We start from the raw sequence: 15,552 nt of genomic DNA on the forward strand, positions 1-15,552 counted from the left end.
TGTCTATGTAGGCCGTGTCGGATTCGCGTCGAGCTTTTTCCTGTAGCTCGCATGGCCGTGCGAGACGATCGCCTTCATCCTGATCGGCGGCTTCGAGCCGATTAAGCATAGCATTTCATCTGGCGGAAGTTCGAGGATCTGATCGGCCGTCATGAGCTTTTGCTTGTGCTCGGAAGTCGAGGTTTTAGGCGTATCGCCGAATTTGATCGCCGTTTGCGTCGACTGGGTCAGCACCGTCTGATCGCCGAGCGCGTTTGCAATCCATTCCGCTGTTTTAATCTCGGCTCGGCCAAGGCCGAAGACGCGATTGGTGACGCAGGAGCCGAAGATGCTGGCGGTATCGTTGGGGCCGTATACTGTTTCGACCTGACCTTTGTCCTGAGTTATGAACAGCGCTTCGATACCGGCTCCGGCCGAAACATTGGCGATGCTCAGCAGCTTCTCCATGCGGCCAAGCCGCACAAACTCGTCCAGAACAAGCAGGATCCGCTTCTTCACGGTCGACTGGCCGTCCTGGCGAACGACCGTGCCAAGAACCATGTTGATCACGAGGCGCATGAAGACAGCCTGCTGGTCAATCTGATCGAGCGGCACCACGATGAAGATGTCGACACGACCCGACAGCAGGTGGCTGAATGGCTTGAACTTGTCTGGTCCGCTTTCGAGGAAGGAGCGCATTTCATCCGAGCGCATCCATTCAAAGGCCTTCGTCAGAGTGGTGCGCACGCCGCCACGTTCGTTTTCACCAGCGCCGAGTAGGATGGCGGCTGCTTGTGACGGCCTGCGACCAAATTGGATCGGATTTTCGGCCCAGCTGCGCAGCGTGTCTTCGGCCTTGGGGGAGAGCAGAATATCGGCAACTGCATTGAGATCGCGGTCCTCCTCGCGGTAGATGCTCATCACTACTTCGATCGTTGCTGCCACAAGCTGGCGGGCGAGTTCGGCAAAATGCGCGCCATTGCCCGGCTCTGGCTTCACCAGGCCCTCGGCGATCACGTCGATATCGCGGACCAGCGATTGCGGTCTGATGTATTCGAGCGGGTTGAAGCTGTCCTTGGAGGGTTCAATGACCCCGAACGGATTGAGCACGACAACATGACGGCCCTGCATCTGCCGCCAGCGCCGTGTAACAGCGAAGTTCTCTCCTTTGATGTCGAGGACGACGACCGGTCCGTCATGGTCGATGATGGCAGGAATGACGACTGAGACGCCTTTGCCTGCACGTGTTCCTGCAATGGCCGCATGATGCCCGCCGCGCCATCCTTTGGCGGGATCGGGAGAATACCGGAGAATATTGCCGTCTTTCAGCCCGAGCGGTAATCCGGCTTTTAGGTTACGGAGATAGCGAATATCACGCTTGCCCATCCACTTTGCCTGCCAGGGGCCGCTTTTGGATATCCGCCCTCTTGAGCGTGCATTGGCGGTAAAGACCATTTTCAGCATTAGCAGGAAGAGCGGAGCTAACCCGATGAGGCCTGCACTCATGAAGGCACGGCTCTGGGGTTCGGTCAGCCGGTCCAATACCCTTACACCTGCTTGCAAGGATGCAAAGGCCGAATGACCGGCCTCTCGCCATTGTCGGATAGTCGTTAGGATCACTTTGGCTAGATAAACGATATCCGACAGCGCAAGCGCACAGGCGGCAAAAATCGTCAGAACTGCCAAAGCACTGATGATTGTCATCGCATTACCTTCAAGCCCATCGCGCCACACATAGAGCGCTATGGCGGCAATGAGCATCGGAACGGCGATGCGGCTCGACTGGAACAGGTTGGGCCAGATGGACGGCTGGATGAAGATGGTAGCGATACCCAGCATGACGATGGTGATCGCCAGGGTAATACGAATGGGGGTAATGGCAAAGCTGGACATGATGAGAGACCTCTGTGTCTGTTATTGTCGATTTTGAGATGAGGTCAGCACGACGGGCCGCGATCGCGCGCGCCATCCGTCGGGCGCACGCGCTGTTGCTGTTGCTGACGATGATCTGCTGCCTGCTGGGTGTCGGCAGTGCTGGTGATACCGTTTTGGAGGGCTAGCTTTCGTCCTGCTCCGACCGCCCGCGCAGGGTCTGCACTGCGTCGTTCAAAGCTGTCAGACTGTCGGCCAAGTCTGGCGGCAAAGTCTTTCCACCAGTCGAAGCCGCGCTGGATGCGCTCAGATGCGCGATCAACGCGTGCACGGACACGATCAGCGATTTCATGCCATCTTCGACGGCGGTCTGCCGCTGTTCGTGCAACGCGCTCGACTGCCTCTGTAGCCGTTCGAACTGCTCGCTCAAGTCCTCGGATGCTTTGGTCAGCCGCTCGACGTAGCCCAGCAATTCGCGTTCGAGTCCGGTCAGCGTCTCGAATGGGCGGGGTGGCTGCTCTATGGCCATTGTTGTCTCCATCGATAAGCGCTGCGGTGGACTGATCCTTGCCGCGCGACAGGGTTCCGGGCGTGGCTACTTCGAGATTGAGAGAAGGCAGGGCGTGATCGTCTGGCCTGTCTGGCATTGGCCAAGTTGCAGTCTGGTCTCGTCCCAGGTCACCACGAGCCCAGCCTTCGTCTGAGACGCTTGCAGACCAATTGTACTTAAGCTGACGCTCCGGGCTTCCTGCATCATCAAGCGGGTGAACCAGAAGCTCGCGAACACGCTGATGGCGATCGCAATCAGCACCGATGCGCTCATGATCCAGAGACGATTGCGCGATGTCTTGGAGATTACCGCCAATTCGGTCCCGATCTGAGCTGCCGCCGCCTCGATCATGCTCCTGGTCGTGGAGACGAAGGCTGCCATATCTCTCTCGATTGTAGTCAGCGCGTCGGTCGATATGCGCCTGTAATCGTTCTCGAAGCTCTCCAATGTCTTCGGCGGCGAGGCGCTCTCCGCATCGGGGGGCGGAATGCCCTTGTTCTCGATGTCGCTCGCCAACCGCTCGCTCAAGCGCGGCCGATCGCGTCCAATTCTCATGAAAGATATCGCCTTTTAAACGAAAGCGCTCGCCCGTGCTGGGCTCAAGCGCTGTGATGTATGTCTTGCCCTGGCGTGTAACCTCGAAGCCTTCGCGCTTCAGATGATCGATCATCTGCAACCGGTCATTGATTACGCCTTCTGCAATGCGATTGATCACCCAATCATGCAGGCTCTCGCGAGCATTGCCGCGTTTGACCTGTTCGATGATGGAGCGAACATCGCGCGCACGAGCCGGATCTTGAGGATCCGCCCAATCATTCTCCTTGTTCAGCACATCACGCAAAGCATCGTAGGCACGGGTTGATCCGGGCGGTGCGATGTTCAAGGATCGCCCGGATTGCAGCTCCATACGAGGCACGAGGAAGTGCAACTCGACACGATCCTCATGAGAGTGCCGGACCCAAAGGATATTGCGCTGATCCTCTGCCATACCGGCAAAAGCCAGATTCTCGAACCGGTCACGGACTTCGCGTTGCTGATCATCAGATGGGCGGTCATCGCGTTCAAACGCGATCACGCCTGACGTGTAACGCCACTGATGCGGCGAGGCATCGATCAGGTCACGTGTCTGCTCGGCATTGCCTGCTAGCACTTCCGGCATGGGGAAGCGCTCAATTAGAACAGCGCGGCCATCGCCATCTCGAATAATGTTGCGATTGTCGTCACGCTGGATGACATCGCGAGCAATGAGATAGTCGACCGGTCCTGATCCAGTGCCTCTGCCGGTTGAGAAGAAGCTGATTATCACGGGTGCCTCCCAGCTTCGAGGGCGGAGGCATCGCGGTTTGGTGATAGGGGCGCCGAAGACCCATAGTCGGCGCCGCTTTCACCGTTGTTGGCTTCAGCGAAAGCCAATGCGTGAGGAGTGGCCAGAAGGCTCAAAGCTCTCTCAATAGCGACGAGCCTGGTGGCCACCACGAGCGCATCAATCTGCCTGGCTTGACCCGTCGCTGCCGCTGCGTTCAACCACCGCGCAATCTGGTTCAGATTGCCGCCGATGCGAGCCAGCTGGCCAAGCAAAGCAGGATCAACACGGGGGAAGGCACGGCGACGTTTGGCGCCCACAAGATTGAGGGCCTCGCGCAGCAAATGCGAGACGCTGACACCAGCCCGTTCAGCCTTTGCGTTGAGCAGCATCTTCTCTGCGGACGAGCAGCGGAAAATCACACGCGCATCGCGCTCAACGCGCCCTGGCGGGGTTCGAAGGGGAGGCTCGCCACCCCTCGCAAGGCCACTGTCAACGCAAGGCGTGTCAGACAGGGGTAGCCTTGCTCTCTTCGTTCGAATGAGCGCCATTGGCTAACCCTGCCGTCTTCGCTCTCGAGCGGGTTGCTCCGCTCGATTTAGCAGGTGCTCAATGATCGATTTGAGAGAATCGCTGTCTGAAGACGCCGGTGGGAAACGAGAGGGAAGAAAGTACCCAGGTCGGCCTTGGTGTTTTCCTCGGTTACCGCATTCGTCCAGTGTCGGGAGGCCGTGGCTGTGCAGCCATTCACGCCAAGGCTCGATCTGGAAGTCACTGTCTGCCGGGATGAAAATGTCGGGCAGTCGCAGCGACAGTTCAAGCGGTCTCGCGCGTGCCTGCGTGTTTTGGTATTTTTTTTCTTGGTAAGTAGGACAGACCTGTCGCCCTTTCTCAACCAGTTCTGTCCTCCTTTCGGGACAAGGTTGTCCACCTTTTGGAGGATAAAAGGGGACAACATTGTCTCCCTTTTCCCGCATCGACTTCGCCGTGGAAATGCGCTGGGCGCAAAATTCAATGCGCGTTCCATTTCCGCGACCGTTACCTCTGGCAACTGTGAACCAATTCCGGGCCTCCAGGGTCTGGATTGCTCGTTGAACCGTTTTCTCGCTGCAACCGATGGCCTTTGCCAAATCGGCGAAGCTTGTCCAGGCCAGGCCTGAGGCACGGTTGAAGCGTGCGGAAAGGAGGAACGTCGCGATGCGCACTTCGCGGTCGCCGAGCTCCTGGTCTCGACTGAGTTGCTCAAGCAACTGAAAACGCACTGCGACAAACGCATGTTCCTTATCCATGGCAGCCACCGCTTGTGACCATGGAATTGGGGCGCGTAAGAAGCGTTATGCGTACATTCTGCGTACGCTTGGGGTTGCTGTCCCAAAGGAAATCTAAAATCTTATTGTTTTTATTGAGATTTTTGGCGCACCCGACAGGATTCGAACCTGTGACCTCTGCCTTCGGAGGGCAGCACTCTATCCAGCTGAGCTACGGGTGCAAACTGGACGGCTGAAAGCCTGTTCTGCCGCGTTTCTAGCTGAACCGGGCAATCGCATCAATGACTTATTTTCATAAACCAAGTTAAATCTGACGCGCGGTGCATGAATCGCCAATTGGTTCTGTTGTCTATGGATGAATAGGCCTCAGGTCATAAAACTCCCGGCCAAATGGTCAGCCGGGAGCTTGAATTTTGAAAGCTTTATGCGTGATGTTTGGCGAGTTCGCTTCCGCCATTCCTTGCCCGCAGTCCGATCAGAACGACGATGGCAAGCGCACACAGAAGAGCCAGAACGTAGAACCCGGCATCGTGATTGCCGACGGCGACATCGGCCCAGTTCTTGATCTGCGGCGCGAAGAATGCACCCAAATTGCCGATGGACACGATAAAGGCGATACCGCTTGCCGCACCCACACCACCGAGATAGCGCGTCGGGAGGCTCCAGAAAACCGGTTGCGATGCGGTCAGTCCGGGCACGGCGATGCAGGCCGCAATCAGCATGATCCAGGCATTTCCGGTCAGACCGATCATCGCCAAGGCGATGGTGCCTGCGGTGACCATCAGAGCGCAGATGAGCCGGTGTTTGCCGGTATTATCCGCAAGCACGGTGAAATAGCGGGTTGCTATCACCGAACACAGCCACGGCAGGCTCAACAGCGTGCCGATCAAGAGGTTCATTTCTCCACCCGATGCCGCGTCCGCGAATCGCGAGGGGAAATAGAACGTGAGCGGTGCGGTACCAATCTGCAGGAAGAAGTAGATCGCGATAAAGGCCCAGACTCTGGCGTCTTTCAGAACAGAAAGTGCCGAATGCTTGTGCGTATTCTCCTTGGCGGCTTCTTCCGCCTTCACAACGGTCGTCAGCGCATCTCGTTCTTCCGGCGTGAGCCAGCTCGCCTTTTCGGGCCGGTCGGTCAGGTAAAAGAGCGCAATGATGCCCATGAGTGAGGCGCCAAGACCTTCGACAAGGAACATCCATTGCCAGTTGGTGAGCCCGAATATGCCGTGATGCGTGAGAAGCCAGCCGGACAGGGGGCTGCCCAACACCAGCGCCAGAGGGACGCCGAGATAGAACAGGCCCGTCGCCTTCGCGCGTTCCTTCGCTGGGAACCAATAGGTCAGATACAGCAGAACGCCCGGATAGAAACCAGCCTCGCAAACGCCCAGCAAAAAACGCAGCGTGTAGAACACCGTTTCCGTATGGGCGAACATCATCGCCGCCGATACAAGCCCCCAGCTGATCATGATGCGGCTAAGCCAGAGCCGCGCGCCCACTTTGTGCAGGATGATGTTGCTCGGCACTTCAAACAGCGCGTAACCGATGAAGAATATGCCCGCTCCGAAAGCATAGGCTGCATCGCTTAGGCCCGTATCGAGCTGAAACTCCTTCTTGGCGAAGCCGATATTCGCGCGATCAAGAAAGGCCATGATCAGCATCAGCGCCAGAAATGGCAGCAGTCGCCGTGTGGCCTTCCGAACAGCGCTATCAATATGTGTAGCACTCATTCCGGTGTGTCTCCTCCTCATCACCTCAAGAATGCGCGCACGCTAATGTAAACTCGTATATGGATAAAGGCTGTAAATATAAATAAAAAGAGACACAGATGAGGTTTCAGGGGCGAAAACCTATTCGAAGAGCCGGGAAAAGCGGACTAATCTAGCAATTAATTTATATACAAATAGAATTTAGTTCTAATGAATTTCTGATGCTGTAAACAAATACAACAATTCGTAATATGGCGTGTTGTCTCAATGATTGCACCATATGCGCTGCGGAACACGCGGTTTTATCCGCGATTTGGGCCGCGTTAGACCTGCAATCTCCAGCTTCAAGGCGTCTGAAATTCAATTTTCTCGTCCCGAAAGCCGGTCGCCTTGTTTTTGTGAAGATTTGGACGCGCGGATAAGTTTCAGGATTCTACGCTAACGACAGAGCCAACCCGTGCGGTTATCGTCAAGCATCTAATAAAGGGCATCCGAAAACACTGTTCAAAGTGGCTGCTGCTATGCGGTCGCTGGGGGAGGTCCTTTGCATTTGAAGAATTGACATAAACCGGATGAGTATCGCGGGAGGTTTTTGTGAGCATCATCTTCAAATCGTCGAGTATATTCGCAGAGCGCATGTCTACGCGCCGCATTCTTGTCGCCGGCGGTGCAGGATTCCTAGGTTCGCATCTTTGCGAGCGACTTCTGCGCGAAGGCAATTTCGTTATCTGCGTCGATAATTTTTCCACGGGGCGCATCGAAAATCTGCGCAATCTGTTGCGCTATGACACGTTCAGCTTCGTTCGCCATGACATTGTGCACCCGCTCGATCTGCCGGTTGATGAAATCTACAATCTGGCATGCCCGGCTTCGCCACCGCATTACCAGGCTGATCCGGTTCACACGATGAAGACGAGCGTTATCGGCTCGCTCAATCTGCTGGAACTGGCCGCTCATTATCAGGCCCGGATTTTCCAGGCTTCGACATCGGAAGTCTATGGCGATCCGCAGGTGCACCCACAGCCGGAAACCTATTGGGGCAACGTCAATTCGTTCGGTCCACGGTCCTGCTATGACGAGGGCAAGCGTTCGGCTGAAACGCTGTTCTATGATTTTCATAAGCAATATGGCGTTGATATCCGCATCGTGCGCATCTTCAACACCTATGGTCCGCGCATGCGCCCGGACGATGGCCGCGTCGTTTCCAATTTCATCGTACAGGCTCTGAAGGGTGATGACGTCACCATCTATGGCGATGGCTCGCAGACGCGTTCCTTCTGCTATGTCGATGATCTCATCGAAGGCTTCTGCCGCCTGATGGGCAGTCAGCCTGCCATCCACACGCCGGTCAATCTCGGCAATCCCGGCGAATTCACGGTGCGGGAACTGGCGGAACAGATCATCGCTCTGACCGGTTCGTCATCGCGGATTGTGCAGCGTCCGCTGCCAACCGACGACCCGCGCCAGCGTCGGCCAGATATCACCGTTGCCAAGCGCGAGCTTGGCTGGGAACCGGCGATTGCCCTCACTGAAGGGTTGAAATCAACGATAGCCTATTTCGAGCGCCAACTGGTCCGACCTTCGGGAGAGCTTGTTGAGGTGGCATGATGACCAGGCAAAACGTACTCGTTGCCGGCGGTGCTGGCTTTATCGGTAGCCATACGGCCAAGCTTTTGGCCGGGCACGGATTTTCTCCGGTCGTCTACGACAATCTGTCGACCGGTCACAAGGCTTCGGTACGTTGGGGCGAATTCGTCGAAGGCGATATTCTCTCGCAGGAAAAGCTCATCGCGGCGATCGAGACTTTCGATCCCGTTGCTGTCATCCATTTTGCGGCTTCGGCCTATGTCGGTGAATCCGTCACTGACCCGGCAAAATATTACCGGAACAATGTCTGCGGCACGCAATCGCTTCTGGAAGCGTGCCGTTTGACGGGCGGACGTCCGGTTATCTTCTCGTCCAGCTGTGCGACCTATGGCATCCCAGATCGCTTGCCGATCCGGGAAGGCGAGGTGCAACGTCCGATCAATCCTTATGGGCGGACCAAGTTGATCGCCGAACATATGCTTGCCGATTATTCGACAGCCTATGGGATGCGTTATGCGGCGCTGCGTTATTTCAATGCGTGCGGCGCGGATATCGATGGAGAACTGGGCGAAAAGCACGATCCCGAAACGCATCTTATCCCGCGCGCCATGCTGGCGGCGGCTGGTAGCGCTGATGCGCTTGAAGTTTTCGGCGATGATTACGATACGCCGGACGGCACCTGTATTCGCGACTATATCCACGTTGTCGATCTGGCGCGGGCCCACGTGCTGGCCGTCGAACATCTGGCGAATGGCGGCGGCAATCTCGTTCTCAATCTCGGCACCGGACGCGGCACATCGATCAAGGAAATCGTCGATGCCATCGGGCGGGTAACGGGACGTGAGGTGCCGGTAGAAATGGGCGCGCGCCGGGCAGGCGATCCGCCAGCGCTTTACGCCGATCCGACAGAAGCCGCCGCAAAGCTCGGCTTCACGACGCTTCATTCCGATCTCGATACGATCATTCGTACCGCTGCTCCGTTCTTCGGTCTGGAGGCGCGATCATGAAAACGCCTCGAATTCCTCCGCTCACGGACAATCATGAACCCTTGCTGACACCCATTTTCACAGGCCGCAAGCGGGTGGAATATATTATCGGCATCGTTCTCTGGGCTATGGCCATTGCTTATTTCTGGCAATGGTGGCTGATCAGCGCCGAACATATCCATCCGGTCGGTTCTGTTCTGGTTACGGCGCTTTTGGCCTGGATAACCATACTGCCGCTCTATTTCATCCTGATTTTCTTCCACGCGGCGCGCCCGACCGGCCCGTTACGGCTGCCGAAAGGAAGCCGGGTGGCCATGGTGGTCACCAAGGCACCGTCCGAACCGTTTGAAGTCGTGTCGGAAACATTGCTGGCCATGCTGGCTCAGAATGTCCCGCATGACACCTGGCTTGCCGATGAAGATCCGTCACCATCAACGCTGGCATGGTGCCGGGAGCATGGTGTGTTCGTATCAACGCGCAAGGGACGCGCCGATTATCACCGGCAGACATGGCCGCGCCGCACGCGCTGCAAGGAAGGTAATCTGGCGTTCTTCTACGATCATTACGGCTATGAACGCTATGACTTCGTATCGCAGCTCGATGCGGACCATGTGCCAGAGCCGGATTATCTCTACAACATTCTGCGTCCATTCGCAGACCCGGCAATCGGCTATGTTTCAGCGCCAAGCATTTGCGATCGCAACGCCCATGAAAGCTGGTCGGCACGCGGACGTCTCTATGTCGAGGCGAGCATGCATGGCTCGTTGCAGGCGGGGTACAATGGCGGCTTTGCGCCTGTGTGCATCGGTTCGCATTATGCAGTTCGTACAGCGGCTTTGAAGGAAATCGGCGGCCTTGGCCCCGAACTTGCAGAAGATCATTCGACAACCCTGTTCATGAATGCGCATGGCTGGCGCGGCGTTCACGCACTGGATGCCATTGCCCATGGCGATGGTCCGCGAACCTTCGGCGATCTGGTAACGCAGGAGTTTCAGTGGTCGCGTAGTCTGGTCATGATCCTTTTGCAGTACACGCCGAAGTTGATCGGTCGACTGCCGCTGCGTCTGAAGTTCCAGTTTCTGTTTTCACAGGTCTGGTATCCGCTCTATGCCTTCTTCCTGGCTATGACCTTTCTGTTGCCGATCATTATCCTTGCCTATGGCGATAATTTTGTCAGCGTCACATATCCGGATTTTCTGCTTCACTTCATGCCGCAGTCGCTGATGATTTTGTTCCTCGCGTTCTGGTGGCGGTCGAGCAAGACGTTCCGCCCGGTCGACGGCAAGATTTTCAGCTGGGAAGCGATGCTGTTTCTGTTGGCGCGTTGGCCATGGGTATTGGCTGGAACCTTCGCAGCATTTCGGGACTGGGCAACGGGTTCATTCGTCGACTTCCGCGTTACGCCGAAGGGCTCATCAGAAGTCGATCCGGTGCCGTTCCGAGTGCTTGCACCCTATGCCTCCATCTCCATGCTGTCGCTTGTTCCGGTTCTGTTGGTCGATGACGCTGATCAAACACGCGGCTTCTACGTCTTCGCCATCATCAATGCGTGCTTCTACCTGTTTTTGATCGGCATGATCATTGTGCAGCACGCACATGAAAACAAGGTGCGGATGCAAAGCCGGTTCTATCAGCCGGTCCTCGCAAGCAGCTTCATGGCGCTTGTCATGGTCACAGGTTTCACGACCGCTGAACGGGGCCGCGACGGCATTGAAGCGCTCACCTGGGGCACATTGAGCTTTTCAGTATTCGACGACCAATTCTCGGTAGCCGGAGCAGGCGTCGGCGGACGCGACACGCACAAGACAATATTCAACCCACGTTGGCGCGAGAACCCATTGGGCGGCACGCGCAGCGAAAACAACTAGCGGAGAGGCGGGACTTGTTATGAAGATCGCTGTTATTGGAACGGGATATGTCGGTTTGGTCAGCGGCACCTGCTTCGCTGCCTGGGGACATGAGGTTGTCTGCGTGGACAAGGACGCGCAGAAAATCTCCGGACTGGAACGTGGTATCGTGCCCATTTACGAGCCGGGGCTGGACGAACTGGTCGAACGCAACTTCGCCTTTGGTCGTCTCAGCTTCACCTGCAATCTGGCCGAAGCCGTCAAAGGCGCAGAGCTTGTGCTTATCGCCGTCGGTACGCCCGCCCGGGCTGGCCATGGCGATGCAGACCTGTCTTTCGTCTATATGGCGGCACGCGAATTGGCGCCGCTCATCGATGACAATACGGTTGTGGTGGTGAAATCCACCGTTCCGGTCGGGACCGGTGATGTGGTGCAGAAGATCATCGGCTCGGTGCGCAAGCCTGGAACATTTTCGGTTGCATCCAATCCGGAGTTTCTGCGCGAAGGTGTTGCCATCCGCGACTTTCTGGAACCCGACCGCGTGGTTATCGGCGTCGAGGACGAGCGTGCGCGCAAGCTTCTGGTCGCGCTTTATAGCGCTGCACTCGAAGCAAACCAGACGCCCATCGTGGTGACGCAGCGCCGCACGTCCGAACTGATCAAATATGCGGCCAATGCGTTTCTTGCCACCAAGATAACTTTCATCAACGAACTCGCCGATCTCTGCGAGGAAGTGGGAAGCGATGTCTCCGATCTCGCTTTGGGCATGGGGCTGGACAAGCGGATCGGCACCAGCTTTCTAAATGCGGGTCCGGGCTATGGCGGCTCCTGTTTTCCAAAGGATACCATTGCGCTTCTGCGCACGGCGCAGGACCACGGCGTAGCGCTGCGTCTGGTCGAGGAAACCGTGACAGCCAATGAAGCGCGCAAGCGCCGCATGGCGCTGAAGGTCATGGATGCGCTCGGCGGCGATATCGAGGGCCGCACCATTGCCGTGCTTGGCCTGACCTTCAAACCCGATACGGATGATATGCGCGATGCGCCGTCCATTCCGCTGATTGAAACCTTGCAGCGTTTCGGCGCACGCATTCGTGCCCATGATCCGGTCGGCATCGAAAATGCACGCCGCATCCTCAGCGATGTGGAGTTTTGCGAGAACGCCTATGACTGTGTGGCCGATGCTGATGCCGCCGTTGTCGTGACCGAATGGGACAGCATTCGCAAGCTTGATCTCGTTCGCATGAAGCGGCTAATGCGCCAGCCGGTTCTCATAGATCTCAGAAATGTCTTTTCCCGGGCGATGGCCGAAAGGCTTGGCTTTCGTATTTCGACCATCGGTCGCCCCGTTCATCTGCGGCAGGAAATAAAACCAATAAACTTGCTGCCGCAGGCGCGCGTCCGCCCACCACAAGAACCCCCGGCGGGCGCGCGCAATCTCAAAATCGTGGGAGGATCAAATGAAGCTATCGATGTTTGATACCGGCCGCTATTTCAGCCGCCGGAGCAGGCTGTCCCTTACAACTCTTGCCCTGATGGCTGGCCTGACCGGTCTCGCAGCAGGTGCTGCCGAAGCTGCGACCATGCCCGGTGATAATATCCCCGCCGGGACGCGCGTGATGACGCCGTTTGAAATCTACGTGCTTTACCGTGACAAAAACTGGCAATGGGCCGATGGCTCCGGCCAGATGGTGAGTGCGGATCGTCGTTTTACGGCGCGTGTCGATGGCGAAAAGGGCAAAGCCTGGGCGGAAGGTCGCTGGATGATCACCAAGACCGGGCGCATGTGCTTCAAGGCTGACTGGCACACCGAAAAAGGCAAGTTTCCGGCGAAGACGTGCTTTTCGCACCGTATCGGCGATGGAGCAGTCTATCAAAAGCGCGAGCCCAACGGCGTCTGGTACGTCTTCCGTCACGCTGACGGTCGTGTGGAAGACGAGGCGCGCAAACTCATATCCATCAGTCTTGCATCGGAAAAAAAGAATGGCGAGCTGACAGCGGCGGAAGCCGCCCAGCAATCGCCAAAACAATAGAAGGGAGGGGGCCATGAAAACCCCTTACAAGATAGCTTCGATATTGCTCTGCGGAGCATTCGTTACCAGCGCTGTCTATGCCGCAAGCGGGGTTTCCGGTGCGACGGTCGATACGCGCAATCTGTTCCACGACAAGCGCCCGGTGATAACACCGAAGTCGATCACGCCCGGCGCTTACGACCCGCACGGGGATTATACCAATGATCCCAATTCGAAGATCGAACATCTGTTCTTGCCATGGGAAGATGTGGATCTGACAAGCCTCAGCGCAGCTGATGCCTATGCGCGGGAGCGCGGTCGTGATCTGCTGATCACCATCGAGCCATGGTCATGGGCGCGCGACTGGCGTGTTGCGCCGGATGCGCTCCTGAGCGGAATCGTCAATGGTCGCTACGACTCCAACATGGGTGCCGTCTGTTCGGCGGCGTCAAAACTGAAAAGTCCGGTGACTATTCGCTGGGCGCAGGAAATGGACGACAAGACCGGCCAGTTCACATGGTCCTATTGGTCGCCGCAGGGGTATATCGCTGCTTACCAGCATGCCGTGAAGGTCTGCCGGAAAACTCTGCCGAACGCCAAATATATGTGGTCGCCGAAGGGAGACGAGGGACTTCAGGCCTATTATCCGGGCGACGCCTTCGTGGATGTGATCGGCCTGTCGGTGTTCGGCTACGAGCCTTATGACAAGCTGGAGGTCGGGCGCCCCACGAGTTTCGTCGAACGCGCAAAGCCCGGTTACGACCGCGTGGTGGCCTTCAACAAGCCGATCGTTATTGCGGAACTCGGTTATGAAGGCAGCGACGACTATGTGCGGGCATGGGCTGCGGAGGCAAACAAGCCTCAGCCCGAATTCCCGGAACTGACAGCCGTTGTCTATTTCAATGACCGCGAAGTCTATCCGTGGCCAAGGGGTGTCGGGCGGCCTGACTGGCGCGTCGCGAACCATCCGTTGGATTAACCGAAACTCGAAAGATTGGACAGGAAAGCAAAATGGTTTCGATCCGTTTCACAGCTGTGAGTGCGGCGCTGTCCGTACTCCTCGTGGCAGGTGTCGCCGAAGCTGCACCGAAGCCAAAAGCAGATGACGTAACGGCCAAGCTGGCCGCTGCCGCTTCGCCAATGTCCGCACAGGCGCTTGAGGCGATCTATGCGGGCAAAACATGGAAATGGAAGGACGGCGGCGGCTTTTTCTCTGCCGACCGACACAAACTGGCGGCCTGGTCCCAAAAGGGAAAAGCCTGGTCCTATGGTGAAGGACGCTGGTACGCGACCGACGGCGGCAAGCTCTGCATGCAGGCTTACTGGCGCAATAAATCCAGTGGTGGCGGCGGAGATATAAGCTGCTTCCTGCATCGCGAGAAGGCAGGCGTGATCTACCAGAAGCGCTCCATTGGCGGCGACTGGTACATATTCCGGAACAACCCTTCGAAGCCGACGGATGAAGCACAAAAGCTCGTGCGGGGCGATCTGGTCAGCAAAGGACTGATGCGAATTAAGGCGTCAGCCAAATAAATCCCAGGCGGGGAACCGGCTCGCCGACTTCGTGCGTTAGGAGTGCATGAGCGGAGTTGGCGGGCTGGTGGTCGTTAGAAGCCGACATTCATGTCCCAAGGATGCGAATGTCGGCCCCGGGTTACGAACATTATTAGTCACGCATAAAACAGCGTGACTTTTGCCCAAAGCCGCTCGGTGTGCAGACATAGGGAGTACCGCTATAATACTGCGAAGCCGAAACCTTGACGACCTTGCCCATCGGGTTCTTGTTGTAACGGACTTCGTTATTGACGCGATACTTCACGAGGTAAACGGACTGCGTGTCATTCTTCGGTTTGTATTTGTCTTTGGCCTGCGCATTTGCAGAAAGACACAAAGAAGCTGCAAGACCTATCGCGGCCGTTGCTGCCCATTTTACGCTTTCACGGCGTACAGCATTGAAAAATACATTGTTCATGCGACTGCCTCCTGTTGGTTATTTTGGAGGTGTTTTAGCAAGAGCGATTTAATATTCCTGCCGGAAATTCCAGACAATTTTCATCAAATGGGACGCAGCCGCATATATCCCATGAAAGGCGTATGCCTGTCCACTGTTAGCTAATACTAATATACGAAGGGGTATGGAGCATTTGAGGGAACACTGCGTGGCGACTGGTTATTTTGGATTTTGCCGCTACACCAAGATGACTTTTAAAATGGAGTATCAACGCCAAGTTTTCGCCGACTTTATACATAAAACGAATTTAATATTTCGCCCGCGAATTCGATTTATTTAATTTTCCCAAATGTTATCATCTAGGCCTAAAGTCTAAGGCGAAGTGCATCGCTTGGATCAAGCGGTGAAATCAAGGAATTGCCGTGACGTCCGACAATGACAAGACCGCGCAAGATTTTGAGTTGGAATTTGTCGAGCGCCGACAATCAGTGCGC

At 56.4% G+C, this 15,552-nt stretch carries 16 protein-coding genes and 1 tRNA gene; 9 read left to right on the plus strand and 8 right to left on the minus strand.

Going from position 1 to position 15,552, the window contains the following annotated elements; genetic code table 11:
- Positions 1-3: 3 nt before the first annotated feature.
- The 3 genes from HWD97_RS07015 to HWD97_RS07025 form a co-directional block, all read right to left on the minus strand.
- Entirely contained in the window at positions 4-1,872 is a 1,869-nt protein-coding gene (locus HWD97_RS07015) for a type IV secretory system conjugative DNA transfer family protein (protein WP_371834904.1), read from the minus strand.
- Positions 1,873-2,035: 163 nt separating this feature from the next.
- Positions 2,036-2,380 (minus strand): hypothetical protein, encoded by a 345-nt coding sequence (locus tag HWD97_RS07020; protein WP_371834905.1) that lies wholly within the window; start codon positions 2,378-2,380, stop codon positions 2,036-2,038.
- Positions 2,381-2,446: 66 nt separating this feature from the next.
- Complete coding sequence (locus HWD97_RS07025; RefSeq protein WP_371834906.1) at positions 2,447-2,956, minus strand: hypothetical protein; 510 nt, start codon at positions 2,954-2,956, stop codon at positions 2,447-2,449.
- A gap of 103 nt (positions 2,957-3,059) precedes the next feature.
- On the opposite strand from HWD97_RS07025, the gene HWD97_RS07030 reads away from it, so the two are divergent.
- Complete coding sequence (locus HWD97_RS07030; protein ID WP_371834907.1) at positions 3,060-3,263, plus strand: hypothetical protein; 204 nt, start codon at positions 3,060-3,062, stop codon at positions 3,261-3,263.
- A 33-nt stretch (positions 3,264-3,296) separates the two neighbouring features.
- On the plus strand, positions 3,297-3,482 hold the full coding sequence (locus HWD97_RS07035; protein WP_371834908.1) for a hypothetical protein: 186 nt from the start codon (positions 3,297-3,299) through the stop codon (positions 3,480-3,482).
- 221 nt (positions 3,483-3,703) lie between these two features.
- Here the strand turns inward: HWD97_RS07035 and HWD97_RS07040 are convergent, their stop codons facing one another.
- The 4 genes from HWD97_RS07040 to HWD97_RS07055 form a co-directional block, all read right to left on the minus strand.
- A complete protein-coding gene (locus HWD97_RS07040; RefSeq protein WP_371834909.1) occupies positions 3,704-4,255 on the minus strand; it encodes a MobC family plasmid mobilization relaxosome protein in 552 nt (183 codons plus the stop codon).
- A 3-nt stretch (positions 4,256-4,258) separates the two neighbouring features.
- On the minus strand, positions 4,259-4,993 hold the full coding sequence (locus HWD97_RS07045; RefSeq protein WP_371834910.1) for a helix-turn-helix domain-containing protein: 735 nt from the start codon (positions 4,991-4,993) through the stop codon (positions 4,259-4,261).
- A gap of 123 nt (positions 4,994-5,116) precedes the next feature.
- Positions 5,117-5,193: transfer RNA gene (locus HWD97_RS07050), tRNA-Arg, on the minus strand.
- 201 nt (positions 5,194-5,394) lie between these two features.
- Positions 5,395-6,699, minus strand: a complete 1,305-nt coding sequence (locus HWD97_RS07055; RefSeq protein ID WP_109368943.1) for an MFS transporter — start codon at positions 6,697-6,699, stop codon at positions 5,395-5,397.
- 573 nt (positions 6,700-7,272) lie between these two features.
- Here HWD97_RS07055 and HWD97_RS07060 point away from each other — a divergent pair.
- Genes HWD97_RS07060 through HWD97_RS07090 form a run of 7 tightly spaced genes read left to right on the plus strand, consistent with a single transcriptional unit; the run spans position 7,273 to position 14,640 of the window.
- Positions 7,273-8,286: a UDP-glucuronic acid decarboxylase family protein gene (locus HWD97_RS07060; RefSeq protein ID WP_371834911.1), complete on the plus strand. Its 1,014-nt coding sequence runs from the start codon at positions 7,273-7,275 to the stop codon at positions 8,284-8,286.
- Positions 8,286-9,272: a UDP-glucose 4-epimerase GalE gene (gene galE / locus HWD97_RS07065; protein ID WP_109370223.1), complete on the plus strand. Its 987-nt coding sequence runs from the start codon at positions 8,286-8,288 to the stop codon at positions 9,270-9,272. Before HWD97_RS07060 ends, galE begins: the two co-directional genes overlap by 1 nt.
- Positions 9,269-11,119, plus strand: a complete 1,851-nt coding sequence (locus HWD97_RS07070; protein ID WP_109368944.1) for a glycosyltransferase family 2 protein — start codon at positions 9,269-9,271, stop codon at positions 11,117-11,119. The genes galE and HWD97_RS07070 overlap by 4 nt, the downstream gene beginning before the upstream one ends.
- A 19-nt stretch (positions 11,120-11,138) precedes the next feature.
- The gene (locus HWD97_RS07075; RefSeq protein WP_109368945.1) at positions 11,139-12,575 is read left to right on the plus strand and encodes a UDP-glucose/GDP-mannose dehydrogenase family protein; all 1,437 of its coding nucleotides are present in this window, start codon (positions 11,139-11,141) and stop codon (positions 12,573-12,575) included.
- The gene (locus HWD97_RS07080) at positions 12,556-13,128 is read left to right on the plus strand and encodes a DUF995 domain-containing protein (RefSeq protein ID WP_235858870.1); all 573 of its coding nucleotides are present in this window, start codon (positions 12,556-12,558) and stop codon (positions 13,126-13,128) included. The genes HWD97_RS07075 and HWD97_RS07080 overlap by 20 nt, the downstream gene beginning before the upstream one ends.
- Positions 13,129-13,141: 13 nt before the next feature.
- The gene (locus tag HWD97_RS07085) at positions 13,142-14,086 is read left to right on the plus strand and encodes a glycoside hydrolase family 26 protein (RefSeq protein WP_109368946.1); all 945 of its coding nucleotides are present in this window, start codon (positions 13,142-13,144) and stop codon (positions 14,084-14,086) included.
- A 32-nt stretch (positions 14,087-14,118) separates the two neighbouring features.
- Complete coding sequence (locus HWD97_RS07090; protein ID WP_109368947.1) at positions 14,119-14,640, plus strand: DUF995 domain-containing protein; 522 nt, start codon at positions 14,119-14,121, stop codon at positions 14,638-14,640.
- A gap of 133 nt (positions 14,641-14,773) precedes the next feature.
- On the opposite strand, the gene HWD97_RS07095 is transcribed toward HWD97_RS07090, so the two are convergent.
- Positions 14,774-15,079 carry a hypothetical protein gene (locus HWD97_RS07095; protein WP_109368948.1) on the minus strand — a complete coding sequence of 102 codons (306 nt, stop codon included), beginning with the start codon at positions 15,077-15,079 and terminating at the stop codon, positions 14,774-14,776.
- Positions 15,080-15,552: the final 473 nt, after the last annotated feature.

This window comes from Ochrobactrum sp. C6C9 (assembly GCF_022627935.1).
GTDB classification, from domain to species: domain Bacteria; phylum Pseudomonadota; class Alphaproteobacteria; order Rhizobiales; family Rhizobiaceae; genus Brucella; species Brucella teleogrylli.